The following is a 25,565-nucleotide window of genomic DNA, read 5'->3' as shown; positions in this document are numbered from 1 at the left end:
GAATTAGTATATCCGAACAAAATAAAGTAAAAAGCGCCTGATAAGTGGCGCTTTTTTAGTTTCCAGCCCAGCCTCGATTTCTTTACAGCTTCCCTGTTCCTGTTTCCCTGGTCCAGATCTAAGTGTTAGCCGACAGCTTTATTAACTAAACATTTAAGCGGCATTGGCGCGCATACCATGTGGTTTAGGTAACCCCTTTTCATCGACATTAACAAAAATCATCTTGTCTATCGTCACCACAGGCAAGAGCGACAACTTATTTCGCACCTCGCAGCGAACAGTAATAGAGCTGATCCCGGCGCTGATAAGCTCCAAGCCAAACTCAATCACATCCCCCTGTCTGGCTGGCGTCATAAAGTTAATCTCCGAGATGAGCTTGGTCACTATGCTCTGACTTTTCATCTGACAGGCTGCAAAAATAGCGGCTTCTTCATCTATCCAACTGAGTAATTGACCGCCAAAGAGCGCATTGGCCGGATTCAAGTGCTCAGGTTTTATAAATCGTCGGCTGTAAAACTTCATTGATGATCTCCATTGGCTTTTCCTACAAATACCTTTTTCCTTCAAACGCTTTTAGTCAAGATTCAAGCCAACAATTTAAACCTAATTTAATCAATAAATTATGGAATTTATCGACTCACAAACAGCACCTTTATGGTGCCTGATGCACCATCTTCTTTCATCCTCCTAAACAAAACAGCCATACTCTTGGCGAGTATGGCTGTTTATTCATTCTGACGGGCAAATTGAGAGTGGCGCTAAGCTTACAATAAAGATTTCAGCGTACTGATGAAGTGCTGAATATCATCGTGGCTGATATCGGCGTGAGTCACCAAGCGCAGCACTGCGCCTGGGCTAATCAATATTCCCTTGTCTTTTAACTGCTTGGCAATGTCGCTTATGACCAATTTATCGCTCACTTTGGCGAACACCATATTAGTCTGCACTTCAGATAGCTCAACCTCAAACTCATCGAGCTGACTTAACTGCTCGGCCAGATAATGGGCATTATCGTGATCGACACTTAATCGCTCCACCTGCTCATCCAGCGCCAATTGCGCCGCAGCAGCCAGCACGCCGGCTTGGCGCATACCGCCGCCGAGCATTTTGCGCCAACGACGAGCCTTGTGGATAAGCTTCTCATCCCCCAGCAACAATGAGCCTACAGGCGCACATAAACCTTTTGAGAGACAGATGGAGACAGAATCAAAATACTGGGTAATATCGCTGATGGTGATATTCTGCGCCACCGCCGCATTGGCAATGCGGGCACCATCGAGGTGAATTTTCAAGCGGCGATTAAAGGCCAGCGCCTGAGCGTCTGCAAGATATTGCTGAGGTAAGACTTTACCGCCGATTGTGTTCTCTAAACTGATGAGGCGCGTCTTGGCAAAATGAAAATCATCGGGCTTGATGGCAGCCTCGATATCGCTCAGCAAGATGGAACCATCGGCCTGATTGGTAAGCGGCTGGGGCTGAATGCTGCCAAGCACAGCCGCACCACCGGCCTCAAACTTATAGTTATGGGCCTGCTGACCACAAATATATTCATCACCCCGATCACAATGGGACATTAACGCCAGCAGGTTCGCCTGAGTACCCGAAGAGGTAAAGAGAGCCGAATCGAATCCAAAACGCTCGGCGGCCATGGCTTCGAGGCGATTCACACTGGGATCGTCCCCATAAACATCATCACCCACTTCGGCACAGGCCATGGCCCGGCGCATATTCTGAGTCGGCTGAGTTACCGTATCACTGCGAAAATCGATCATCTTGCTCTTCCTGCGACTGAATAATGAAATTGAAAACGCATCTTACCCTTTGGGATCATCCCCTTGCCAGCGTTTTATCACAGCAATGAAAAAGGCCGACAGAAGTCGGCCCTTTACTCTGACGCTGCTTTTCAAGCGCCTTTCACACAATGTAAGACACTTAGGCAGCGGGCGTCTCTTTGACATAAATGTCCATCTGCGGATAAGGAATACCGATATCGGCGGCATCGAGTGCCAATTTGATCTCTTCTAAGATTTCAAAACGCGCCGGCCAATATTCACTGCCCTTCACCCAGGGGCGCACCACAAAATTAATCGAAGAGTCAGCAAGCTCCAGCAGCGCAACCGTATAGGCAGGATCTTTGAGCACATGGCTGTTGTTATCCAGCACTTGCTTGAGCACCTCCTTGGTCTGCCTGATATCGGCATCGTAGGAGACCCCAATCACCAGATCCAGACGACGGGTTTCCATCGCCGAATAGTTGGTGATTGTGCCATTCATCACGGCTGAGTTAGGTGCCACTATCACTTTATTATCCGGTGAGCGCAGCTTGGTTGAGAAGATGGTGATCTCATCCACTGTACCGGCGATCCCGGCCGCCTCAATATAATCGCCCACACGGCAGGGGCGAAAAATCACCATAAGCACACCGGCGGCGAAATTCGACAAAGACCCCTGCAGCGCTAAACCGACAGCTAAACCGGCGGCACCTATAACGGCAACCAGTGAGGCGGTCTGCACCCCAATCTGACCCAGAGTCGCAATGACGGTAAAGACAAACACCACGGCCCAGGCGAGATTTGCAACAAATGACACCACGGTTTTGTCGATATCGCGCTTGAGTAGCATCTTGGAGGTGAGACGCTTCACCACACCGGAAAAGTACTTACCGATAATAAATATGACTAATGCCATCACCACCTGCAGGCCATAGGTCATGACCAGCTCAGGCACTTGTTCCATGTAAGTGTCTAGGTTATCCATCTATCAACTCCCTCTTAATGTGTCACGACGCCTGAAACGTCCAACAGTTATCTATTACAAGTTATTCTATCTAACGCTATGCAATCCAATCACTTATTATAGTCTTTAAGGCAATAAATCCACTAAGGCCAGGATAAAACTTTCTCCAAGGTAAATAAACAGAGCCCAAACGGCGCTAAAAAATTGCCCAGCGAGAAAATAGAGACAAAATAAAACGGGCGAAACCATCAGGTCTCACCCGTTATGCAGCGCCTTAGCATATCAGCCAAGCAGTGCTTTAAAATCTAATCGATTAGGCTGGCACTGCCGCCTGCTGATACCAGTTCTGCCAGGCAGGCTTCACCCTTTGTTCAACCTGCGACTGCATCCCTTCCAATAATCGAATAAGCAGGGCTCTGTCATCTGACTTAGTCGAATAAAACAGGGGATCATAAAAACAGCGACGCTGCACAGGTTCGAGCTGAGTATCAAACCCTTTAGCAACCCCAGAGACACACAGCTCCCTTGAGCGAGTCTGTAATAAAACAGCCGCTTCATCCTGCAGCAGGTGAGCAACCGGCCCCATTAGGAGGATCAATGCCAGTCTTCCAGGAGGATTTTTTTGCCAGTCCGTCAAGCCACCGGCTTTCACTTCGCTCAACAGATGTGTCCAATGGGTGAGTGTCGTACCGTCAAGTTCACTTAACTCAACCCCAGTCCCTTTCTCGTAATGGTTAAACCACTGCTGTAAAAACTGCTCCACTTTTCCACCCTACTCGTCCAAAACTCTGTGCTAGGAGCATAACATTAGCCTCGATGCAGAATATCTAACACTTTGGTCTAATCCTATGTCTGGTCTGTGGTGTGATCTCTAGAGAGTATCGCCAGAGGCTATCGCTCAGGAATGCCAGAAACAATAAAAGCGACCAGGGTCGCTTTTATAAAGGGTTAGAGAGCGACAAACTCGCTCATCAGTTAGCTTTTGCGTTAGTTAGCTTTACGTTAGTTAGCTTTTACTTTAGTTAGCTTCAGCCTTAGGTGGATAATACTTCATCATTTCGCTTATGGCCTCATTCACGACTTCGATACGCTCTTGGGGTGTATTCTTGGTGCGAATCGTATCTGCCACTGAGCCACGCCAGATCAACTTGTTACTGGCTCTATCGACTAAGTCCACCACAAGTGTGCCCACCTCATACTCTCGCACTACCGTCTGGGTGTTTACATTGCCTGCCCAACCCCAGCCGGGTCCGTAGTATGGGTTATAGCCAAAGTGAGTATTAAAGGTATCGACATCGATTTTTTTGTCCACCTTGGTAAAGTAGTTAACTAACACATCGGCGCTGGCAGCATCGACCGGCGACAACCCTTTCTGTTGCAGCTGCGTCTCGACCGCAGACTTTACTCTCTGCTCCATCAATCCATCGAGATGATAGGTCGTATCCCCACTCTTGTTGACCACCCAAGCATAGGTTTTAATGGCAGCAAAATTGACATTTGGATCGTAATCGGAACTCGACTTGAGGGTACTACAGGCCGATAGAATCAGAGCGACCACGAATATAAGCAAGTTTTTCATAAATACTCCAACCAGTTAAGTAGAGATACTGACACCCTATATTAAAGCTTACAGAGCAAAGTTATACACCACAACTGTAAACTTGATTAAAAATCCACAAAGATAACTTGACCCACCACACAAATATAAATGATAATCATTATCAACAAAATCAATTGGAGATAATTGAAATGATCTGGTTTATCACTGCACTGATTGTTGCCAGCGCAATTTTTATGTTTGGTCCAACGACCTCACCCATCTCAAGTTCATCCCCATCGACCAACATCACGGGGCAATGGCTTCTGTTCCTACTCCCTTTTATCCTCCTTATCTCTATGACCATTGCCCTGCTCAGTGGCTATGCTTCATTCCATGCACTCACCGCCATCAGCTTTGCCCTGACAGGCTGTTGTGTCGCCATGCCTCACTTACACCGCTTTATCATCCCTTGTGCAGGTTTAACGGCGCTTACCCTCGCAGCCATGCTCATCAGACTGTTATAGCCTTTGCCTTTTATTCCTCACAGAAGGATTGGTTAAAGGGTGAGCAGAACTTGCTGCCAACCTTGTTTATAAAAAGAGATCTCAGCAGGTGTTTTACTCTTTTTTGGCTTAAGCTGGCCTAATGCTCCCACATCAAGGTGCTATTTGATAAACTTAAGCTATTCGACACAACAACTAGTTTTCAATATGAGAATCGATCCTAATATCTCCCTGGTCTACAGCACTGACGGCGGAAAAATCACTCAGGAAAAACCAGCCAAATCTATTCCCCAAGGTGACGGTATCGTGCGGATCCACAAAGACAGCAAAGGCCGCAAAGGTAAAGGGGTTGCTGTGATTAAAGGCCTGGGCCTAAATGAGAAGGAACTCAAAGCCCTGGCACAGAAACTTAAAAAGCAGTGCGGCTGTGGCGGTACAGTGAAAGAGTTTAATATCGAAGTGCAAACCGATAACCGCGAACAGCTTAAGGGTTTGCTGGAAAAACTGGGTTATACAGTGAAACTCGCTGGCGGCTGAATCGAGGCGTATTGCTGATGGATAGTTTGCGAAATCATTTACTTATTGCCATGCCGTCACTCAATGATACCTTCTTTGAGCGCAGCGTTATCTATCTGTGCGATCACGATAAGCAAGGATCTATGGGGCTGATGATCAATCGACCCATAGGAGTGAATGTCAACGAACTGCTCAAACAGATGCAGCTTGAAGATTACCAGACCATAGAGAGCATCAATACCGAGGTGCTGCTGGGCGGGCCTGTGGCCCAGGAAAAAGGCTATGTGTTGCACACGCCGCAGAACATCTGGAGCAACAGCCGTCAGCTGACCGATGATCTTATGCTCACCACCTCCAGAGACGTGCTCACCTCCTTGGGCAGCAATAAGGCACCAGAAAATTTTATCGTTGCCTTAGGCTATGCCGGCTGGGGCAGCCAGCAACTGGAACAGGAACTGGCAGACAATGCCTGGCTGACGATCCCCGCCGAGCTGGATATCCTGTTTAACACCCCTCACGACGAGCGCTGGACCAAGGCGGTACAATCCCTTGGGTTCGACATCAGTCAACTCTCTTCACAAATCGGCCGTGCCTGAGCGCAGGAATCATAGATGAGTCTTACAGTATTAGGTTTTGATTACGGCACTAAAAGCATAGGTGTCGCCATAGGACAGCAGCTCACAGGTAGCGCCAACCCACTCACTTCGCTCAAGGCCACAGATGGCATTCCTAGATGGGAGGAGATTGAGGTACTGATTAACGAGTGGCAACCGGATCTTATCGTCGTTGGCCTGCCGCTGAATATGGATGGCACTGAGCAGGAGATGACCCAGAGAGCCCGTAAATTTGCCAACCGCATCAATGGCCGTTTCGGGATAAAAATCCACACCCAGGATGAAAGGCTCACCACAGCCGATGCCAAAGCAAGACTGTTTGAGATGGGTGGCTATAAGGCACTTACCAAGGGGCAAGTGGATTCGATGTCGGCCGTGCTTATCATAGAGAGCTATTTCGAAAACCTGTATTAAATTTAAGCCTGACTCAAACAGCAGACATAAAAAAACCGATAAATGATTATCGGTTTTTTTTAGCTTTATGCGGTTGGAAAAATTAATCCAAATCCAACGTCACCCCTTCCATAAAGCCAGAGCTTGCCGCCTCTTTGCTCTGCAACTTGATCATCAGACGCAGATCGTTTGGCGAGTCGGCGTGATGCAGCGCATCAGCGTAGCTTATCTCACCATCGATATAGAGTTTCAGCAGCGCCTGGTCGAAGGTCTGCATCCCCTGCTCGTTCGATTTAGCCATGGTTTCTTTAAGCAGATGTAGCTCATTTTTCTGAATAATACTGGCAACACGCGGAGTATTGATCAGCACCTCAATGGCGGCACGTCGACCGCTGCCATCACTCTTGGGCACCAGCTGCTGGGCCACAATCCCACGCAGGTTTAAAGATAAGTCAAACAGCAACTGCTGATGCTTGCTCTCAGGCACTAAGTGCATGATACGATCCAACGCCTGGTTGGCGTTATTGGCGTGCAGTGTTGCCATACAGAGGTGACCGGTTTCGGCAAACGACAGGGCGAACTCCATGGTTTCCTGGCTACGGATCTCACCGATGAGGATCACATCGGGCGCCTGACGCAAAGAACTTTTCAGCGCCGCATCGAAAGACTCAGTATCTATACCCACTTCACGCTGAGTAATAATGCTCTTGCGATGATCATGGACAAATTCCACCGGATCTTCGATGGTCAGAATATGCCCGCGAGCATGATTATTTCGATAACCCACCAGCGCGGCTAGCGAGGTCGACTTACCCGTACCCGTTCCCCCAACCATGATGATAAGTCCACGCTTGCTCATCACTAAGTCCTTGAGTATGGGCGGCAAAAACAGCTCCTCCACCTCGGGGATCTTAGTCTCGATGCGGCGCATCACGCAGCCTGGCGACTCACGCTGCCAGAAGGCACTGACACGAAAACGCCCCAAGCCTTTGGCGCCGTAGGCAAAGTTACATTCACGGCTTTCATGGAACTCTTTACGCTGAGCATCTGTCATCAAGGCTTCGACAAACTGCAACGACTGAGCCGGCGTAAAGGGGTTTTCGGCAAGGGGTTTTACCTCGCCATCGATCTTGGCGCTGGGCGGAAAACCTGCTGTGATAAACAGATCCGATGCCTTGCGCTCGACCATTACTTTTAAAAATGGAGCCACTTCCATAATAAAAACCCTCTAAAAACTCGCGTTCTTATTCGAACTCTTAGCCATTGCATCTTCACGGGTGATGAGGCCGCGATTAACCAGGTTCTGCAAACACTGATCTAAGGTCTGCATGCCGTGAGCCATACCCGTCTGAATGGCCGAATACATCTGGGCCACTTTATCCTCACGAATAAGGTTACGAATCGCCGGGGTGCCCATCATGATCTCATGGGCCGCCACACGGCCGCCGCCGACCTTCTTAATAAGGGTCTGGGAAATAACCGCCTGCAGCGACTCTGACAACATGGTACGCACCATACTCTTTTCCCCTTCTGGGAACACGTCGACCACACGGTCGATGGTTTTCGCCGCCGAAGTGGTATGCAAGGTGCCAAATACCAAGTGACCGGTTTCCGCCGCTGTCATCGCTAGACGTATGGTTTCAAGGTCACGCATCTCACCCACCAAGATCACATCCGGGTCTTCACGCAGTGCGCTTCGCAGCGCGGCATTAAAGCTATGGGTATGACGATGCACTTCCCTTTGGTTGATAAGGCACTGCTTATTTTGATGCACAAATTCGATAGGGTCTTCGATGGTCAGAATATGGTCGTGACGATGCTCATTCACATAATCTATCATGCCAGCCAAGGTGGTACTCTTACCCGAACCGGTCGGGCCGGTAACCAACACCAAACCGCGGGGGTAACTGGCAATCTTCTTGAAGATCTCAGGCGCCCCCAGTTTCTCCAAGCTTAAAATCTCGCTGGGAATGGTACGAAACACAGCCGCAGCGCCGCGAGACTGGTTATAGGCGTTAACACGAAAGCGCGCTAAATTGGGCACTTCAAAAGAGAAATCTATCTCCAGGTGCTCTTCATAATCTTTACGTTGTTTATCATTCATGATGTCATAAACAAGACTATGCACACCCTGATGATCCAATGCTGGAACATTGATCTTTCTGACTTCGCCATCGACACGTATCATAGGCGGTACGCCAGCAGAAAGGTGTAGATCCGATGCGTTGTGTTTTACACTAAAGGCAAGTAACTCTGTGATTTCCATAGTATGGGATATCCAATTAACCAAATTATGACACCATGACAACAATAGCAGACAGACTCACTAACGCCCACCATAGAATCGCTCAAGCGGTGCAAAATTCATCACGTAATCAAGATGAAATCAAACTTTTAGCGGTTAGCAAGACCAAACCGGTTGAGCAGATCATGGCAGCCTACGACGCGGGGCAACGTTTTTTTGGTGAAAATTATGTTCAGGAAGGCGAGAGCAAAATTTTAGCCTTAAAGGCGGATTGTCCCGATATCGAGTGGCATTTCATCGGCCCCTTGCAGTCCAACAAGACCCGCATTATCGCCGAGCATTTCGATTGGCTACACACCTTAAGCCGGGAGAAAGTTGCCCAGCGATTAAACGAGCAGCGCCCTGCACACTTGGCTCCGCTTAATGTGTGTATACAGGTCAATATCAGTAATGAGGCGAGCAAATCCGGTGTCAGTATCGATGAAATTGCCCCTTTGGCGGCTGCCATCAGTCAGCTGCCCAATCTCAAACTGCGAGGCTTGATGGCGATTCCAACGGCAACCGAGGATGAAGCGATTCAGCGGCAGGAACTGGGCGAGATGCACGCCCTGTTTTTGCAGCTAAAAAGTCAATATCCACAGCTCGATACCCTGTCGATGGGAATGAGTAACGATCTTGAGCTGGCAATCGCCGCAGGCTCGACCCTGGTGCGAATTGGCAGTGCCATTTTTGGCGAGCGGGATTATCCCAATTAATCTTTACTCTACACACTGGGCAAGAGTGAACTCGCCACACCTTGTAATTTGCGCTACTGCCCAGATATACAAAAAAGACTTAGACTTAGACTCAAACAAAAACACTAAAATAAAACACTTAAAGAATAATCATTGAGGGCCCTATGACTCAGGAAGCGATATCCCAAGAAGCTAAGACCACAACCGCCAAGCAAAAAATCTGTTTTATCGGCGCGGGCAACATGACCCGTAGCATTGCCAGCGGCTTAGTGGCCAGCGGCTATCCCAAGACGCTAATCCATGCCACCAACCCCAGTGAAGCCAAACTTATCGCATTACAGCAAGACCTTGGCATTCAGGTTTCCCACGATAATCTGGCCGCTGCCAAGGAAGCGGATATTGTTGTCCTCAGCGTCAAGCCTCAGTTGATGCAGCAGGTGTGTGAAGCCCTCAGCGTGCTCGACCTGGCAGACAAACTTATCATCACAATCGCCGCCGGAGTCACGGCTAAGCGTTACCATGATTTCTTTAATCAGCCGATCAAACTTATTCGCACCATGCCAAATACCCCGACTCAGATTGGCTATGGCATGACAGGCCTCTATGCCGAATCTTCGGTATCCGACAGCGACAAAGCCCTGTGCGAGCAGATAATGCAAACCGGCGGCGAGGTGCTTTGGGTCGCAAAAGAAGATGATTTAAATCAAGTTATCGCCCTTGCGGGTAGCTCTCCTGCCTATTTTTTCCTTATGATGGAGGCTATGATAGACAGTGCCAAGCAAGATGGTGTTGATGAGGCCACCGCCCGCGCATTAGTGCAGCAAGCAGCACTTGGCGCCGCCCACATGGTTAAGGAAAACCAACAGTTGTCAGCGGGACAACTGAGGGAGAATGTCACCTCTAAAGGCGGCACTACGGCTCAGGCGCTAGCCACTTTCGAAGATGCGGGGCTACGCACTATCGTCAGGCAAGCCATGCATAACTGTATGGCGCGAGCACAAGAGATGGCTAAGCAGTTTTAACCTGGAAACGACATAGCGCATGTCGATACCCTAATGTCTAGATCCATAAGTAGCTAGATCCAAAAGCAGAGAGACACAATGAACGCATTAAGCTTTTTAGTGAACACCCTATTTGACCTATACCTGATGGTTGTCATTATCCGCATCTGGCTACAGCTGGCCAGAGCCGATTTTTATAATCCTTTCAGTCAGTTTGTCGTAAAAGCCACCCACCCGATTGTCGGCCCAATGCGACGGGTACTGCCTGCCATGGGCGCCTTGGATACCGCCTCTGTGGTACTCGCACTTCTGGTGGTTGTGGTTAAATTTGTGGTACTAAGCTTGATTGCAGGCGCGGCAATTAATCTGCCAACGATTCTACTGGTCGCCGTGGTGTCTGTCTGTAAACAGGCCGGTGTGCTGCTGTTCTGGATGTTGATCCTGCGCGCCATTCTCAGTTGGGTCAGCCAAGGCCATAATCCCATCGAGATGGTGATGGCCCAGCTTACCGAGCCTTTTTTATCGCCTATTCGTCGCATCATCCCCCCTATGGGCGGTCTGGATCTCTCTTTGTTGGTGATGATGATTATCCTTAACTTTGTGAATATTCTGCTCGCCCAGTATGTGCCATTCTGGGCCAATGTTTAATGACGGCAGTCGTTAAACAGGAAGAGGATCTACTCCTCAGACTCTATATTCAACCTAAAGCCAGCCGGGACCAGATAGTCGGTCCCCATGGCGATGAGTTAAAGGTGGCGATAACGGCGCCCCCAATAGATGGCAAGGCCAATGCTCACCTGAGTAAATATCTTGCCAAGCAGTTTAAGGTACCCAAGAGCCAGGTGATCATCGAAAAAGGGGAACTGGGGCGTCATAAACAGGTGAAAATTATCTCGCCCCAACAGATCCCCGATGAGATAAAACTCTTGCTGCCTAAGTCCGAATAAGGACGGCTATCCTCCCCCCTAAGTTAATAGCTATACTAATGTTTATTACTGATGTAAAAAGCTAAGCGCAATCTTCTAGCCTAGGAGTTCAACATGTTACGCCCTCTTATTTGTGCCCTGTTACTGTTTCTTGTAAGTACGCCAGCGGCCTTTGCCGAGCAGAAGCAAAGCGTTGGCAACTTTGACATTCACTATATCGCCATCGGCAGCACCTTTATCACCCCGAGTATTGCCAAATCCTATGGCATACAGCGCAGCAGCTACAGCGGGCTGCTTAATATCTCGGTTATCGACACAAGTAAGGAGGGAAAACCCGCCATTCCTGTCGAGATATCAGGCATTGCCAACAACCTGCTGGATGCCAGAGTCGATCTCGTTTTCCGGGAAATTCGTGAAGGAGATGCCATCTACTATATCGCTGAAGTGCCCTACCGTGATGACCAGGAGATCAATTTCCAGATAGCGATAAAATCTGGCAAGACGCTTAATACTCAGCTGAATTTTAAGCAAAAGTTTTACGTCGACTGATTTAGAACCCCCTTAACAGACTCTGCCTTGTCGCTGGCACTAAGCCCCTAGGCAGAGCGGACTTATCCCGAGCCCCACCGCTTTTCCTATCGCATTCCCCTACCGTTTCCCCCAGAGCTTAGTTATCATTAGCCCCATATTTTTTACAGCGGACTATCCGGATGAACAACATAGTATTGGCCAGTGGTAACAAGGGAAAATTAAAAGAGTTTTCAGAAATCCTGTCAGAATTTGGTATTGAGGTGCTACCCCAGAGCCAATTGAATGTGCAGGAAGTGCCTGAAACGGGAACCACCTTTGTGGAAAATGCCATCATTAAGGCTCGCCATGCCGCACAGGTCACAGGGCTACCCGCCATCGCCGATGACTCAGGTTTGGAAGTGGATCTGCTGCAAGGGGCACCTGGGATCTACTCTGCCCGCTATGCCGGTGAAAATGCTAAAGACCAAGATAACTACCTGAAATTGCTCGAAGCCTTAAAAGAAAATCCAGCGCCGCGCCATGGCCGTTTTCAATGTGTTCTCGTCTATATGCGCCACAGCGCCGATCCGACCCCAATTATCAGCCAGGCCTCATGGGAAGGCACTATCGGCTTTGAGGCCAGAGGCGATAACGGCCATGGCTATGATCCTATCTTTATCCCAGAAAATCATAGCTGCAGCGCCGCCGAGCTTAGCAGCGATGAGAAGAATGCCCTGAGCCATCGCGGCAAAGCGATGCAGCTATTACTCGCGCAACTCAAAGCCAAAGGTGTATTAGGTTAATGCTGACACTGCCGCCCCTAAGCCTCTATATTCACATCCCTTGGTGCGTTCAAAAGTGCCCCTATTGTGATTTTAACTCCCATGGACAGCATGGCGAGCTGCCACAGCAAGCCTATGTCGATGCCCTGCTTAATGATCTCGCCAAGGATGCCCATTATGCTCAGGGGCGAGCGCTGCATTCGATCTTTATCGGCGGCGGCACTCCGTCCCTGTTTGCCGCCTCACAGATAAAACGTCTGCTCGATGGCGTAAAGCAGCAATTGGCCTTTATGGATGATATCGAGATCACCATGGAAGCCAATCCGGGCACACTGGAACATGATGATTTTGCAGATTATCGCGCCGCGGGAATAACGCGCCTCTCCATTGGCGTGCAGAGCTTCTCCAGCGATAAACTCAACCTGCTGGGGCGTATCCATGATAAAGATGAAGCCAGAGTCGCGGCCACTAAAGCCAGTCAGGCAAATTACAACAGCTTTAACCTGGATCTCATGCACGGCCTGCCCAATCAGAGCCTGACTGAAGCCATGAAGGATATTGAAACTGCCGCCTCGCTTAATCCGCCTCATCTTTCCTGGTATCAACTGACGATTGAGCCCAATACCCTGTTTCACTCTAAACCGCCACAGCTGCCCGATGACGAAGCACTTTGGCAGATCTATGAGCAGGGGCAGCAACGGCTAGCACAGCTTGGTTATGAGCAATATGAGATATCCGCCTACGCCAAACCTGGCTATCAGTGCCGACACAACCTCAATTATTGGCAGTTTGGCGATTACCTCGGCATAGGCTGCGGCGCCCATGGCAAAATCACGTTGCAAAGCGAGCAGCGCATTGTCCGCACGGTCAAGATAAAACATCCCAAGGGCTATCTAGCGGCCGAAGATTATCTGTTCGAACAAACAGAAGTGGCCGAAGATGAGAGAGCCCTGGAATATCTGATGAACCGGCTGCGCCTGATGTCTCCTATTCCAAAGACTGAGTTTGAACAGAGAACCGGTCTGCCCAGCAGCTCTTTAGAGCATGGTATGGCACTCGCCGCCGATAAAGGGCTAGTCGTGATCCACCATGACGCCTGGCAGTTAACCCCTAAGGGCAATATGTTCGTTAACGAAATTCTCGCCCAGTTTTGCGATTAATCCCACCAGCTCCTGATATCTGAGCCTCTGGTATCTGAGCCTCTGACATCAGGGGCTCAGATACACTTTGTGACACATTTTCTAACACTTAGCGCTAGTGCTTATCGCCTAACTTTTATTAGGATATGGCCATTAACATATAGGAAACAACTAATGGCACTAACAACAAAACGCTCTCTCACCGCCCTCGCGCTATCATTCATCTTAACCCATCCGGCTCAAGCCAATGGCAACGCCCCGGTACTTAACAGCTCTACCGCCGTGGCGACAGTCAAGCAAGATGCCACAGAGCAAGAATCGGCTAAGGCAAATCAGCTGTTTGAAACACTGTTTATGGAAAACGTGATGGCCAGTCCCAGGATGCAGACGCAACTTGGGATCAAGGTCGATTATGATAAATGGGACGACATAGGCAAGGCGGCCGATGAAGCTGAGCTTGAGCGAAATAAGGAGCAGCTTAGTCGCCTGCAGCAGATCGATCCCAAGCAACTGGATCCTCAGACACAGCTGAGCTACGACCTGCTGCTGCAAGCACTCAATGACAGTATTGATGATTATCAGTGGCGACTCTATAGCTACCCGGTAAACCAGATGTATGGCGGTCACTCTATGATCCCATCCTTTCTGATCAACCAGCATCAAATTGCCAATATCGATGATGCCAAGGCCTATATCAGCCGCCTAAACGGCGTGCCCAAATACCTTAAGCAACTGCAAGGCGCTCTTGAAGAGCGAGCTCAGGCAGGAATTATTGCCCCCAAGTTTGTGTTTGCCTATGTAAAATCCGATAGCCGCAACATTATTCACGGCGCGCCTTTCACAGCCGAACAAGACAGTGCTATCTGGGCCGATTTCAAACGAAAAATCGAGCAACTTAAGCTGGACAGCTCAGAGAAAGATGCACTATTAGCGCAGGCTAAACAGGCACTCACATCCCAGGTAAAACCCGCTTATGATGGGCTGATTAGCTACCTGGACACGCTGGAGCAACGCGCCGATACCCGTGATGGTGTTTGGAAATTCAAAGAGGGTGAAACCTTTTACAACAATGCTCTTGAGCGCACTACAACCACTAAGATGAGCGCCGATGAGATCCACCAGCTTGGATTAAATGAAGTCGCTCGTATTCATCAGGAGATGCGCGCCATCATGGATAAAGTGGGCTTTAAGGGCGACCTGCAAGCCTTCTTTAAATTTATGCGCGAGGATAAACAATTCTATTACCCAAGCACTGAGACTGGCAAGAATCAGTATCTTCTCGATGCCAAAGCGCTGATCAATACCATGTCATCGCGATTAGACGAGGTATTTAATGTCAAGCCAGAGGCCGGCATAGTGGTCAAAGCGGTCGAGCCTTTCAGAGAAAAATCGGCAGGTAAAGCTTTCTACAATGCCCCCTCACCCGATGGTTCTCGTCCAGGTATCTACTATGCAAACCTCTATGATATGGAGGCCATGCCCAAATATCAGATGGAAGCCTTAGCCTATCACGAGGGGATCCCCGGCCATCACATGCAGATAGCCATAGCCCAGGAACTGAAAGATATTCCTAAATTTAGGCGTTTTGGTGGCTACACAGCCTATATAGAGGGCTGGGGGCTCTACAGTGAATACCTCCCTAAAGAGATGGGACTCTATGAGGATCCCTATGCCGATTTTGGTCGTCTGGCCATGGAGCTATGGCGCTCATGCCGCCTGGTCGTCGATACTGGGATACATGCCAAGAAATGGACTCGCGAACAGGGAATTGAGTACTATGTCAACAATACCCCTAATGCTAAGTCAGATGCGATAAAGATGGTTGAAAGGCACATAGTCATGCCATCCCAGGCTACCGCCTATAAAGTGGGCATGCTGAAAATTCTGCAACTCAGACAGCAGGCGCAAAGCATCATGGGCGATAAGTTTGATCTTGGGGAGTTCCATACCTTGCTATTAAAAAATGGCCCCTTACCGCTCAACACCTTGGAAGAGCAGATCTTAACCTGGGCAAATCAGGCCTGATCTTTCAAAAGCGCTAAACGGGCTTCAGTTGAGCCCTAGCCAATTACCAAAAGAGCATGGGTCTAGCCATGCTCTTTTTTATGCTCTATTTTTACTTTCTCCCAGCGACCAAGCCGCGCCAAGACAAAAACACCCTCCTGATTTAAAGCAAATTTATTTGCTGCATTAGGGGGAATAAGGGGGTGAAAAATATATTTTCATCCCGCCTGGTTTTGCTATTTACTTCACAAAAATTAAGCGCATACTCTGCTCGTAGGATGCAGCGGTTAATATTTAACCTTGCCTCTGCACCACCCTCAGGTTAGCTCAAACTGACTTTAGGTCTAATTCAATATTGAAACGAGGTAACTAGATATGAGTAAGAATCACGACAGTAAGAAAGAGGCTAAGAAGAAGCCCCTGTTATCTGCTAAAGAAAAAAGAGCACAGAAGATAGCCAAGAAGCAATCAGTAGGATTAATCCCAGGCCGATAACCAGATAACACACTCAAAAATAAATTTAGGATAAATACATTAGAGCTAAGCACTTTAGGCTAAGCAATTTAAGCTAAGCAGTATTAAGAAAAAAGCCTAACTATTTATCCGCTCTGCCAAGAATAGATACTGGGTGGAGCACAGCAAAAATCCAACGCTTGCGTTGGATTTTTCATCTCTGGCGCTTTAAGCCTCTCGATGCGAGTCAATTGGTGAAAGCTAGAGCGACGAGAGCTAGATTGCTCAATAACAGACAAAAAATAACCCCAGCATAAATGCTGGGGTTAACCAAAACTAGGGTAGTGGTTTTGGTGCTAGCTTTGTTCTAATTTTTAAATCGCCGCTAGCATTGAATCGAGTCAGCTTATAGCTGCTTTGAAATAAACGTCTCTAGGAGGGGTCATTCCTGAGCCATTTAGGGGTCTTCAAACGTCCCGAAATCAACGCCATCAATTGTATTAAATTCAGAACAAACCGCAACCAAAATCACCAAGCATCAAAACGAACAGTAAATAACCACCCACTAAATTAGTCAAAACTAAAACCCCAAGGCACTGATAAGTTTGGATAAAAATAAGGCCACATCCATAGCAGCCTTATTGTCCTACAAATAAAATAATGTTTTCAGATTTTTGACATTTCAAACAAGATTATCACAAATGTTTTTGGTTATTTTTCGCTCAAAAACTTGGTATAGGCTAGCTATTTACGCTGGGCAAAGAGGGCAGCATATTTTTCATCCCAATAAGGAGGTGAGCCAATACGCTCCTTAATGAAGTCAATAAAAGCACTGACTTTAGGGGCTAAGTGTTTACGCCTTGGGTAAACCGCCTGCAGTGGCAGATGATTGGTTAACTGCCATTCTGGCAGCAGAGGAACCAAGGTGCCCTCTTCAATCTCATCTTCCAACAGATAACTGGCCAGATAGACTATGCCTAAGCCGCTAACCGCCGCCGATTTCAATGCCGGTGCACTATCGACCCTGAAATTACCTGAAACCCCTATCTCACAGTAATCATCGCCTTTCTTAAACTGCCAGACACTGTGTTCATGCCATTCGCCCTGATAAACCAGACAGTTATGCTCAACTAACTGCTCAGGGCGCTCCAGGTTTCCATATTTAGCGACATACTCAGGCGATGCGGCAAGCAAAAACTGGCACTTCATTAAGGGTCTGGCAACCATGCCTAAGGGCAGCTGTTCTGACATAGTCAGCAGTAAGTCTAACCCCTCACTGACAACATCTACCTTGTGATCGAGCAGGCTTACCTGTAATTCAAGCTCAGGATGCTTGGCCATAAAATCTGGCAAGGCTGGAATGATATGCATGGTACCGAAAGATTGGGAAATTCCCACTTTCAGTACACCACGAGTCGCATCGTTGAGATTATGGACGCTGGCAACAGCTTGTTCTGCATCCCTGAGTAACTCTTCACCTTGAGCATAAAGCAGCTGACCCGCTTCGGTTAGGCTCAAACTACGAGTGGTGCGCTGGATAAGTTGAACGCCTAACTTATGTTCAAGATCCGCCACCTGGGTACTGACTTTAGATTTAGAAATTCCCAACTTACGTGCCGCTGAGCTGAAACTACCTGCACGAGCAACATGGGTAAAAATGGCAATAGGTTCTAAAAGTTCTAGCATTTATATAACCTTAGATGTTATTGACCCCATAAATACTGGTCACAAATCAATTAGATAAGCCCAAAGTATTGGCCTCATCCAGAGGAATTAACAATAGTTTAAAAGTAGAGTCAGGCTGTTTACCCATTTCTTTTAGAAATTTCGTCAGCATAATTATTATTTTTCAGAAGTATACCAAATATTTGCAAATAGGTTCTAATACCTATTGCTAACACTATACACCTAATAAATCTTGGAAGAAAAACAATCAAACGCAAAAAGCCCTACACCCAAGGTAAGTGTAGGGAAGCTGCTGCTTGCGTGTCAGACAGGGGAAATTTTGCTAAAGGGGGTTACTTTGCCAATGGGCCTTGTAGTTTCATTAATGGATAACTTTCAAGCTCAGGGACAGCCTCACGCATCTGCGACTCTAGCAGGGCAAGCTGCTGGAAATTATCACAAAGCTTATCTGCCCGGTTTTCTAACTCGGCACTTTGTTGCTCAAGTTGTGCTTCTATATCTTTACCCACATTATCCATCTTGGCCGAGAAAGCCTCCATCTTCTCTTCGAATGAGCCGCCATCGCCATTCATCATCTCGCTGCCAATGGACATCATTATGCTGCCGATTGAGTTTTGTACCAGTTGCTCCATCTCCTGCTCAAACTCATCACCAAAGGTCTTCTCGATTGAGGACTCGGTAGCTCCAAGATAAAAACGGTCGCCTTGCTGGTAAGCGATATCATCGATTCGCTCGCTGAGCCTTGCCATCATGGCATCCACATTCGCGCCAGCGGCGTCTCCCAACAGAGGCGTTAATGCCATGCTCACGGCCGTGGTGGCAATTGCAACGGCATCGTGGACCAGATCGATCACCTCAGGTACCTGCTTACCTACCTCATCGGCGTACTGGCTGACCAACTGCTGCTGTTTAGCATCAAGCTCAACTTCTTTACCTTCGACATAGAGCTTACCCAGTTCGACGCGATACACCTCTTTATCGGCTTCACTGACCACAAATTTTTTCGGCTCAACGGCAACATCATAATTGAGGCTCACCTCACAGTGGCTATCATTGCCACCAAAACTAAGATGGTCGGCTTTCACTGTCGCCCAGGCTGCGCTGCTTGCCAATAAGGCGCTGATGCCCAGAGTGGTTAATCCGATAGATGCTTTCAGTGTGTTCATATTCTCATTCCTTAAGCGGTCGATGATTCACATGATGAGCAACTTGAGCTGCAGCATGTGTCGTTGGACAGTTAGAATACAGATATTGTGCCAATATTTTTTAATCGAATAAAATCAGATATATAGAGAAGATTGAATTATAAGGGTGATTAGGAAGGTAAAGAGTTTCACCAGTTTTTGGTTAATTTAACCAAGTAGTATTTATCTCAATAGCACAATGTTCAGAAAGAAAAACTGCGCTCAGGCAAGCGCAGCCTTTAGAAAATTGAGCGACCCAAGGCCTGAGAAAGATGTTCAAGCGCAGCGGTACCGGCAAATGAGTTACCATTTTTATCCAGCTCAGGCGACCAGACACAAACACTCATATCCCCAGGGATAACGGCAATAATACCGCCACCAACACCACTCTTGCCCGGCATACCAACCCGATAGGCAAACTCGCCTGCGCCATCATATAGGCCAGAAGTCGCCAGTAACGCATTCAGTTTGCGGGTCTGAATGGGCGAGACCACAGGTATTCCGGCAATCGATTTACCCGCGTTAGCCAGATAAAGCATCGCCTTTGACAGATCGGCGCAGCTCATCTTAAGGGCGCAGTAATGAAAGTAGTTTCTCAGTACCTTATCGACATCATTGTTAAAATTGCCGAAGGATTTCATCAGGTAAGCTATCGCGGCGTTACGGGCACTGTGCTCATATTCTGACGCGGCAACCCGTTTATCGTAGATAATACTGGGATTGGCACTCAGCTTACGCACCACCTCAAGCATGTGATGCTTAGGGGCACTCAATCGGCCCTGTAAAAGATCGGCGATGATCAAGGCACCGGCATTGATGAAGGGGTTTCTAGGTACGCCCCGTTCAAGCTCTATCTGTACCAGCGAGTTAAAGGATTGCCCCGAAGGCTCCTTTCCCACCCTCGACCAGATATCCCTCTCTTCATACAGAGTCAAAGCGACAGTGAGGCTAAACACCTTAGAGATACTCTGAACCGAAAAGGGCTCGAGATAATCTCCAGCCCCAATGGTTCGGCCATCCACAGTGGTGACAGCAATCCCAAGCTTATTGGGATCCACTTCGGCTAAGGCCGGAATATAATCGGCAACCTTGCCTTTGCCTAACAGCGGACGAACTTGCTCAATAATGGTTTCGAGTAAAGCCTGTTGCGGCATTAATTCCACCAGATATCGTATAGTTCGCTGACTACAACCTCTTTAACTGGCTGACTCTTCCAAAAATCGTTCACCGCCTGACGATCTTCTTCGGTACATTTACCTATGCTCTGAGTGGCGATGATCCCTTCCCACTCCTTATGGCCACCACCATGAAAACCCAGTTTTCTCGCCTCGATAACCTCATCGATGAAAGCATCGACTATGGTATCGATCTGCTCTTCGCTTACCGAGTCATCAAAGGTCCAGTTAACATCGAAACCAAACTCTTGAAACTCATCGATGCGTAATTTCTTGCGTAAACGACGGCTACGTGTTGCCATGTATATTCCCTCTTTTTATAGACACTCAGCTAAAAGAAATTGAGCTTACTCAACCCGCTCAAACATGAGATCCCAAACGCCATGACCGAGACGATGGCCCCTGGCCTCAAACTTAGTCAAAGGGCGATGATCTGGGCGCGGCACAAAATCCGCCGTAGCGGACTGATTTTTATAACCAGCGGCGGCGTTCATCACCTCTAACATATGCTCGCTGTAGTTTTCCCAGTCAGTGGCCAGATGGAACACACCGCCGATTTTCAGGCTGCTGCGGATCATCTGGGCAAACTCAGGCTGCACGATGCGGCGCTTATGATGACGCTTCTTGTGCCAAGGATCGGGGAAAAACAGCTGAACACGCGCAAGTGAACCAGGTAAAATACTGTTCTCTAATACTTCAATGGCATCGTGATGAAATACACGCAGGTTAGTTACCCCCGCCTCAGCCGCTTCGGCTAAACAGGCTCCCACTCCGGGTTTATGTACTTCTATACCGATAAAATTTAGCTCTGGCGCAGCTTTAGCCATCTCAACCAAAGACTTACCCATACCAAAACCTATCTCAAGCACTGTATCGGCTTCGCGGCCAAATACCTTAGCGAGATCCAGCGGCTCGGGCGAGTAATCCAATCCCATCAGAGGCCATTGTGTCTCCATGGCGACCGCCTGGCCTTTGGTTAAGCGCCCTTCTCTGAGCACAAAACTTCTTACTTTACGAAGGTATTTACCCTCTTCATTAAACTCGGCGGTGGTTACTTCGCTCATTGTATCTACTTCCAGTCTCTGCCATTGATAACCCAGTCGTCTGACTTTAGAAAACCTAAAGAATTAAACTGCGAGTAAACAAGTTCATCTTGATACAACTGGGTTTTATAAAAAGAAGGGCATTATCCAAAGTTACTGCTGCAGTGCAAGCCCTATTGTTGCCCAAGTATACCAGTAATCCTCTTAGGTGCGAGCATAGGCCGATCACATTGCCAAATAGGCTTGAGAATTGTTTGGCCGATATATACACTGGCGCCATGAAAAAACAGCCCTTTAGCCAGCGCATCATCAGCTGGTATGCCGATCACGGCCGCAAACACCTTCCTTGGCAACAAGATAAAACCCCTTATAAAGTCTGGGTCTCGGAGATCATGTTACAACAGACCCAGGTCGCGACTGTGATCCCTTATTTCGACGCCTTCATGCAGCGCTTCCCCTCGATCAATGAGCTCGCCCAGGCAAGTCAGGATGAAGTATTGCACTACTGGACTGGGCTTGGCTATTACGCCAGGGCAAGAAACCTGCACAAATCGGCGCAGATCATTGCCGCGCAATATCAGGGAGCATTCCCCACCGAATTTGAACAGGTATTGTCCCTGCCCGGAATAGGCCGCTCGACCGCTGGGGCTGTGTTGTCTCTGTCTCTTGGGCAACATCATCCAATTTTGGACGGCAATGTTAAGCGGGTACTTGCCCGCCACGGTGCAATAGAAGGCTGGCCGGGTAAAAAAGAGGTCGAAACTCAGCTCTGGCAACTGACCAGCGCCCTGACCCCAAAAGCAGATATAGCCCAGTATAATCAGGCCATGATGGATATAGGCGCCAATGTCTGCACCCGAAGCAAGCCCCAGTGTCACCTCTGCCCTGTCGCCATCGACTGTCAGGCACAACTGCAGGGGCGCCAGAGTGATTTCCCCGGCAAGAAACCAAAGAAAACCCTGCCAGAGAAACAGGCCTTTATGCTGATCATTCAGGATAATGACAAGGTCATGATGGCGAAAAGGCCACCGGCGGGGATATGGGGCGGACTCTGGTGCTTCCCGCAGTTTGCAACACTTGCAGAGCTGGAAAATTATCTTGAAGCACAGCAGCTCAGCCTGAGTAGCAATGAAGCATTAGACAGTTTCCGGCACACCTTCAGCCATTTTCATCTGGATATCAGCGCCTATATCGCCAAGTTAGAACCAGGTAAAGCGCAGCAGATCATGGAAGATGATGCCTCTCTCTGGTATAACTTAGCCAATCCCCCCAAAGTTGGCTTAGCCGCTGCTACCGAGCGCATATTAATTAATCTCAACTTAGGTTCTGCAATCAATAAGGAGTGAACATGGGTCGTAAAGTAAACTGCCAATACCTGAATAAAGAGGCAGAAGGCCTAGCCTTTCAGCTCTACCCTGGCGAATTGGGCAAGCGTATTTTTGATAACATCAGTCAGGAAGCCTGGACACTCTGGCAAGCGAAACAGACCATGCTCATCAATGAGAAAAAACTCAACATGATGAATGTAGAGGATCGCAAATTTTTAGAAGAGCAGATGGTCAACTTCCTGTTTGAGGGCAAAGAGGTCAAAATTGACGGTTACGTGCCGCAAAAAGATGATGAATGATCTCTTGTAGCGCGCCGCCCGAAATGAGAAAAACAAAAGGCCCTTTATGGGCCTTTTGCAACTTAATCTGAAAAGAATCAAACTCCCTTTCGATGCTTATCGAATTGCAGCGAACTAACCTTATTGCCTAACCCCTTCAACAACTAAGTCTAAATGCACATTCGCTGCGCTAGGGCCTAAATCATAATCGATGCCAAAATCTTTCAGGGCAAACTCGGTATTACCGACAAAACCGGCACGATAGCCACCCCAAGGATCCTGACCTTCACCAATAAACTTGGCATCTATCGCTAAGGGTTTAGTCACCCCATTGAATGTAAAATCACCATGAAGCACTAACTTGCCATCTCCCTTATCCTCTACTGAGGTAGAAGTGAAACTGGCTTTAGGGAATTTCTCCACATTGAGGAAATCGCCACTGCGAAGGTGCTCATCGCGCGCCTGATGATTAGAATCGACACTTGCGGTATTAATGGTCACTTGTACCTTAGATGTGGTCGGGGCATTTTTATCAAAGCTAAAATCGCCAGAAAAATCGTTAAATCGTCCCACCACGAAACTGTAGCCAAGATGACTTACCTTAAATTGAATCGAAGCATGTGCCCCCTGCTTATCTATTACATAGTCGGCTGCGTTCACGCTGCTTGCGAACAGTAAAGTTGCGGCGATAGCGCCCGCTAATATCCCCTTTTTCATCTTCACTCCTTAAGTTTGCTCTTTATTATTCACTTTGAAAATAAACAGGCAGTTAACCCGTTCGGTGCCAAGTTTCATATTAGTTTCGATTTTACTAAGAGAAAATCAGCTAATTTCGCTTATAACATTCTAACTTTTAGAATGAATGACCAATAGGGCTAAACCAGAGCCAAACTCTTAGCAGACGAATAACTGCCGAATAACAGACGAATGAAGCCTGCCGAACGCTGTTTTTACCGGCTGACAGGGAGGAATTGGAGTCTATTGAACTAAAAAAACACCGCATTGAACATTAACTAACCATGCGATCCCATTTAAGTAAAAAAGCGCTTGCAGGATAAAAATCGGCACTATATTATACGCGCACTCCAAACGAGACGGCCTCAAAGCCTTAAGTTTGCAGTCACTAAACACGCTAATACGTGAGTTTAGCTGCCCGAATAGCTCAGTCGGTAGAGCAGAGGATTGAAAATCCTCGTGTCCCTGGTTCGATTCCGGGTTCGGGCACCACATTTCGCCGGCATAGCTCAGTTGGTAGAGCAACTGACTTGTAATCAGTAGGTCCCGAGTTCGACTCTTGGTGCCGGCACCATATAATAAAAAAACCACTCAATGAGTGGTTTTTTTATGTCTAAAATTTACCGACACTTGTGTATCTCCTCAGCTTATTCACAATAAAAAATCCGACGCAATAATGCATCGGATCTTGTTCAAATTAAAACTGAAATAGATTCACTAATATAAGCGGTGCTATTTCCAACTCTTCATCTTATAGCCTTTCACCGCATAGAAGAGGATAAACAGGTAACAAGGCAACATTACTGCATAACCGCCCTGCTGGCCCATAGGGGTTGCCGAGCTGGTTAAGCCCCAAAACAGTGGACCGAAAGCGCCACCCGCAATCCCCATCACTAATAACGCAGACCCTGTGCTGGTGAGCTTACCCATACCAGACAAAGCCAGGGGCCAAACCGCAGGCCAGACGATTGCGTTGGCTAAACCTAAGAAGGCGATCATCAGTAAGGTATCAGGCAACATAGCGCCGCCGAAGGGCACCAATACAAGGTTGGCGATAGCATAAGAGTCATTATCACCAAAGAGGATCCCGATAGTTAATATCACACCTAAGATAGCCGACACCATCAGAGCCTTAGGCTGAGAGATAAAACGAGGAATGGTTAAAATCCCCAAGGTGTAGCCTATTACCATGCAGATCATGGTATAGGAGGTCATCACACCATAATTTTCTACCCCAAGTGATAGTGCAAAGGTGCCAATAGTGTCACCCGCGATCACCTCAACGGCGACATAGAAAAACAGCGCAACCACACCCAAGGCCAAATTAGGATGGCCAAGCGCTTCTTTAAGGTGTCCTTTGCTGTGACTGTCTTGATCGTCTTCATTTTCAAGCTCAGGCAGAGGTGAGAATTTGACTAACAAGGCCAACACACCGATAAACACTGCCATACCAAGATAAGGAATAACCAGGCTATCGGCCATCTCATCTATCTGCAGCTGAGTCAGCTCCATACCAACCCTATCTTTAAAACTGTCTAGGATAAGTGCGGTAAAGACTAAAGGCGCGATAACCCCAGCCCCTTTGTTTAAGATCCCCATCACGCTAACACGCGCAGCAGCCGACTCTTCAGGACCAATTCTCACCACATAGGGATTCACCGCGGTCTGCAGCAGGGTCTGCCCCGCCCCCATGACTAGCTGAGCAAACAGAAACAGTGCGAAAATTTGTGTTTCAGCTGCAGGAATAAACAAAAAACCTGCCAGCATCATGGTGCCCATACCCAATGCCATACCTGACTTATAGCCCACCTTGCGGATGATCCAGGCTGAAGGCAACGCAGTAAAGGTCACGGCGATATAAAAGGAGAACAAAATTAATGAAGCTTGAAACGGCGTAAGCTGCAAGATCTGTTTTAAGTAGGGCATCAAGGAGCCATTAAGCCAGGTGGCAAACCCCAAAATAAAGAACAACCCAGCGACTATCGCCATAGGGATAACGCTGCTGCGCTTACTCATATTATTCACTGTCATTTCCATAAG

The 25,565-nt window shown here is 47.9% G+C and carries 28 protein-coding genes and 2 tRNA genes; 16 read left to right on the top strand and 14 right to left on the bottom strand.

Translation table 11 applies throughout. The features are described from left to right. Positions 1–153: 153 nt before the first annotated feature. The 5 genes from LZP69_RS02460 to LZP69_RS02440 all read right to left on the bottom strand — a co-directional run bounded on the left by LZP69_RS02460 (position 154) and on the right by LZP69_RS02440 (position 4,315). Entirely contained in the window at positions 154–522 is a 369-nt protein-coding gene (locus tag LZP69_RS02460) for an acyl-CoA thioesterase (RefSeq protein WP_234198592.1), read from the bottom strand. A 242-nt stretch (positions 523–764) separates the two neighbouring features. Continuing rightward, on the bottom strand, positions 765–1,772 hold the full coding sequence (ltaE, locus tag LZP69_RS02455) for a low-specificity L-threonine aldolase (protein WP_234198591.1): 1,008 nt from the start codon (positions 1,770–1,772) through the stop codon (positions 765–767). Positions 1,773–1,932: 160 nt separating this feature from the next. Beyond that, positions 1,933–2,757 (bottom strand): mechanosensitive ion channel family protein, encoded by an 825-nt coding sequence (locus LZP69_RS02450; protein WP_234198590.1) that lies wholly within the window; start codon positions 2,755–2,757, stop codon positions 1,933–1,935. Between the two features lie 292 nt (positions 2,758–3,049). Beyond that, positions 3,050–3,499 carry a DUF924 family protein gene (locus tag LZP69_RS02445; protein ID WP_234198589.1) on the bottom strand — a complete coding sequence of 150 codons (450 nt, stop codon included), beginning with the start codon at positions 3,497–3,499 and terminating at the stop codon, positions 3,050–3,052. 255 nt (positions 3,500–3,754) lie between these two features. Then, a complete protein-coding gene (locus LZP69_RS02440) occupies positions 3,755–4,315 on the bottom strand; it encodes a DUF4136 domain-containing protein (protein WP_234198588.1) in 561 nt (186 codons plus the stop codon). 170 nt (positions 4,316–4,485) lie between these two features. Here LZP69_RS02440 and LZP69_RS02435 point away from each other — a divergent pair, with 170 nt between their 5' ends. The 4 genes from LZP69_RS02435 (at position 4,486) to ruvX (ending at position 6,323) form a co-directional block, all read left to right on the top strand. Then, positions 4,486–4,800, top strand: coding sequence for a hypothetical protein (locus LZP69_RS02435; RefSeq protein ID WP_234198587.1), 315 nt, complete (start codon positions 4,486–4,488; stop codon positions 4,798–4,800). A 186-nt stretch (positions 4,801–4,986) separates the two neighbouring features. Next, positions 4,987–5,316, top strand: coding sequence for a stress response translation initiation inhibitor YciH (yciH, locus tag LZP69_RS02430; protein WP_234198586.1), 330 nt, complete (start codon positions 4,987–4,989; stop codon positions 5,314–5,316). Between the two features lie 17 nt (positions 5,317–5,333). Continuing rightward, a complete protein-coding gene (locus tag LZP69_RS02425; protein ID WP_234198585.1) occupies positions 5,334–5,891 on the top strand; it encodes a YqgE/AlgH family protein in 558 nt (185 codons plus the stop codon). A gap of 15 nt (positions 5,892–5,906) precedes the next feature. Continuing rightward, on the top strand, positions 5,907–6,323 hold the full coding sequence (ruvX, locus tag LZP69_RS02420) for a Holliday junction resolvase RuvX (RefSeq protein ID WP_234198584.1): 417 nt from the start codon (positions 5,907–5,909) through the stop codon (positions 6,321–6,323). 82 nt (positions 6,324–6,405) lie between these two features. Here the strand turns inward: ruvX and LZP69_RS02415 are convergent, their stop codons facing one another. Together LZP69_RS02415 and LZP69_RS02410 are read right to left on the bottom strand one after the other, a co-directional pair. After that, entirely contained in the window at positions 6,406–7,518 is a 1,113-nt protein-coding gene (locus LZP69_RS02415; RefSeq protein WP_234198583.1) for a PilT/PilU family type 4a pilus ATPase, read from the bottom strand. Between the two features lie 12 nt (positions 7,519–7,530). Then, positions 7,531–8,568 carry a type IV pilus twitching motility protein PilT gene (locus tag LZP69_RS02410; protein WP_234198582.1) on the bottom strand — a complete coding sequence of 346 codons (1,038 nt, stop codon included), beginning with the start codon at positions 8,566–8,568 and terminating at the stop codon, positions 7,531–7,533. Between the two features lie 35 nt (positions 8,569–8,603). On the opposite strand from LZP69_RS02410, the gene LZP69_RS02405 reads away from it, so the two are divergent. From LZP69_RS02405 to LZP69_RS02370, 8 genes are all read left to right on the top strand, one after another. Next, the gene (locus tag LZP69_RS02405) at positions 8,604–9,302 is read left to right on the top strand and encodes a YggS family pyridoxal phosphate-dependent enzyme (RefSeq protein WP_234198581.1); all 699 of its coding nucleotides are present in this window, start codon (positions 8,604–8,606) and stop codon (positions 9,300–9,302) included. A 143-nt stretch (positions 9,303–9,445) separates the two neighbouring features. Next, on the top strand, positions 9,446–10,303 hold the full coding sequence (gene proC / locus LZP69_RS02400) for a pyrroline-5-carboxylate reductase (protein WP_234198580.1): 858 nt from the start codon (positions 9,446–9,448) through the stop codon (positions 10,301–10,303). Between the two features lie 78 nt (positions 10,304–10,381). Continuing rightward, positions 10,382–10,930: a YggT family protein gene (locus LZP69_RS02395; RefSeq protein WP_234198579.1), complete on the top strand. Its 549-nt coding sequence runs from the start codon at positions 10,382–10,384 to the stop codon at positions 10,928–10,930. After that, positions 10,930–11,229 (top strand): DUF167 family protein YggU, encoded by a 300-nt coding sequence (gene yggU, locus LZP69_RS02390; RefSeq protein ID WP_234198578.1) that lies wholly within the window; start codon positions 10,930–10,932, stop codon positions 11,227–11,229. The genes LZP69_RS02395 and yggU overlap by 1 nt, the downstream gene beginning before the upstream one ends. A gap of 93 nt (positions 11,230–11,322) precedes the next feature. Continuing rightward, a complete protein-coding gene (locus LZP69_RS02385; RefSeq protein ID WP_234198577.1) occupies positions 11,323–11,757 on the top strand; it encodes a DUF4426 domain-containing protein in 435 nt (144 codons plus the stop codon). Positions 11,758–11,918: 161 nt separating this feature from the next. After that, positions 11,919–12,521, top strand: a complete 603-nt coding sequence (gene rdgB / locus LZP69_RS02380) for an RdgB/HAM1 family non-canonical purine NTP pyrophosphatase (RefSeq protein WP_234198576.1) — start codon at positions 11,919–11,921, stop codon at positions 12,519–12,521. Beyond that, positions 12,521–13,660: a radical SAM family heme chaperone HemW gene (gene hemW / locus LZP69_RS02375; RefSeq protein ID WP_234198575.1), complete on the top strand. Its 1,140-nt coding sequence runs from the start codon at positions 12,521–12,523 to the stop codon at positions 13,658–13,660. The genes rdgB and hemW overlap by 1 nt, the downstream gene beginning before the upstream one ends. A 153-nt stretch (positions 13,661–13,813) precedes the next feature. Continuing rightward, complete coding sequence (locus LZP69_RS02370) at positions 13,814–15,664, top strand: DUF885 domain-containing protein (RefSeq protein ID WP_234198574.1); 1,851 nt, start codon at positions 13,814–13,816, stop codon at positions 15,662–15,664. Positions 15,665–16,840: 1,176 nt separating this feature from the next. Here the strand turns inward: LZP69_RS02370 and LZP69_RS02365 are convergent. The 5 genes from LZP69_RS02365 to trmB all read right to left on the bottom strand — a co-directional run bounded on the left by LZP69_RS02365 (position 16,841) and on the right by trmB (position 21,205). Next, positions 16,841–17,782, bottom strand: a complete 942-nt coding sequence (locus LZP69_RS02365) for a LysR family transcriptional regulator (protein WP_234198573.1) — start codon at positions 17,780–17,782, stop codon at positions 16,841–16,843. A 332-nt stretch (positions 17,783–18,114) separates the two neighbouring features. Continuing rightward, entirely contained in the window at positions 18,115–18,948 is an 834-nt protein-coding gene (locus LZP69_RS02360; RefSeq protein ID WP_234198572.1) for a YggN family protein, read from the bottom strand. A 257-nt stretch (positions 18,949–19,205) separates the two neighbouring features. Next, positions 19,206–20,120, bottom strand: a complete 915-nt coding sequence (gene glsB, locus LZP69_RS02355; protein ID WP_234198571.1) for a glutaminase B — start codon at positions 20,118–20,120, stop codon at positions 19,206–19,208. Next, complete coding sequence (locus LZP69_RS02350; RefSeq protein ID WP_234198570.1) at positions 20,120–20,443, bottom strand: YggL family protein; 324 nt, start codon at positions 20,441–20,443, stop codon at positions 20,120–20,122. The genes glsB and LZP69_RS02350 overlap by 1 nt, the downstream gene beginning before the upstream one ends. Positions 20,444–20,488: 45 nt before the next feature. Continuing rightward, positions 20,489–21,205 (bottom strand): tRNA (guanosine(46)-N7)-methyltransferase TrmB, encoded by a 717-nt coding sequence (gene trmB, locus LZP69_RS02345; RefSeq protein WP_234198569.1) that lies wholly within the window; start codon positions 21,203–21,205, stop codon positions 20,489–20,491. Between the two features lie 257 nt (positions 21,206–21,462). Between trmB and mutY the strand changes: the two genes are divergently transcribed. Beyond that, positions 21,463–22,530: an A/G-specific adenine glycosylase gene (mutY, locus tag LZP69_RS02340; protein ID WP_234198937.1), complete on the top strand. Its 1,068-nt coding sequence runs from the start codon at positions 21,463–21,465 to the stop codon at positions 22,528–22,530. Positions 22,531–22,532: 2 nt separating this feature from the next. Continuing rightward, a complete protein-coding gene (locus LZP69_RS02335; protein WP_234198568.1) occupies positions 22,533–22,811 on the top strand; it encodes an oxidative damage protection protein in 279 nt (92 codons plus the stop codon). 120 nt (positions 22,812–22,931) lie between these two features. Here the strand turns inward: LZP69_RS02335 and LZP69_RS02330 are convergent, their stop codons facing one another. Beyond that, complete coding sequence (locus tag LZP69_RS02330) at positions 22,932–23,507, bottom strand: YceI family protein (RefSeq protein ID WP_234198567.1); 576 nt, start codon at positions 23,505–23,507, stop codon at positions 22,932–22,934. Positions 23,508–23,941: 434 nt separating this feature from the next. Between LZP69_RS02330 and LZP69_RS02325 the strand changes: the two genes are divergently transcribed. Then, positions 23,942–24,017 (top strand) — tRNA-Phe (locus tag LZP69_RS02325). Positions 24,018–24,023: 6 nt separating this feature from the next. Next, positions 24,024–24,099, top strand: a tRNA-Thr gene (locus tag LZP69_RS02320). A 158-nt stretch (positions 24,100–24,257) separates the two neighbouring features. Here LZP69_RS02320 and nagP read toward each other — a convergent pair. Then, positions 24,258–25,562: an N-acetylglucosamine MFS transporter NagP gene (nagP, locus tag LZP69_RS02315; protein ID WP_442800654.1), complete on the bottom strand. Its 1,305-nt coding sequence runs from the start codon at positions 25,560–25,562 to the stop codon at positions 24,258–24,260. Positions 25,563–25,565: the final 3 nt, after the last annotated feature.

The organism is Shewanella sp. AS1 (assembly GCF_021412565.1).
In the GTDB taxonomy this organism is placed as follows: Bacteria; Pseudomonadota; Gammaproteobacteria; order Enterobacterales; family Shewanellaceae; genus Shewanella.
Note: the sequence above shows the minus strand (reverse complement) of the source record. Positions and strands in the feature narration are given on the sequence as shown.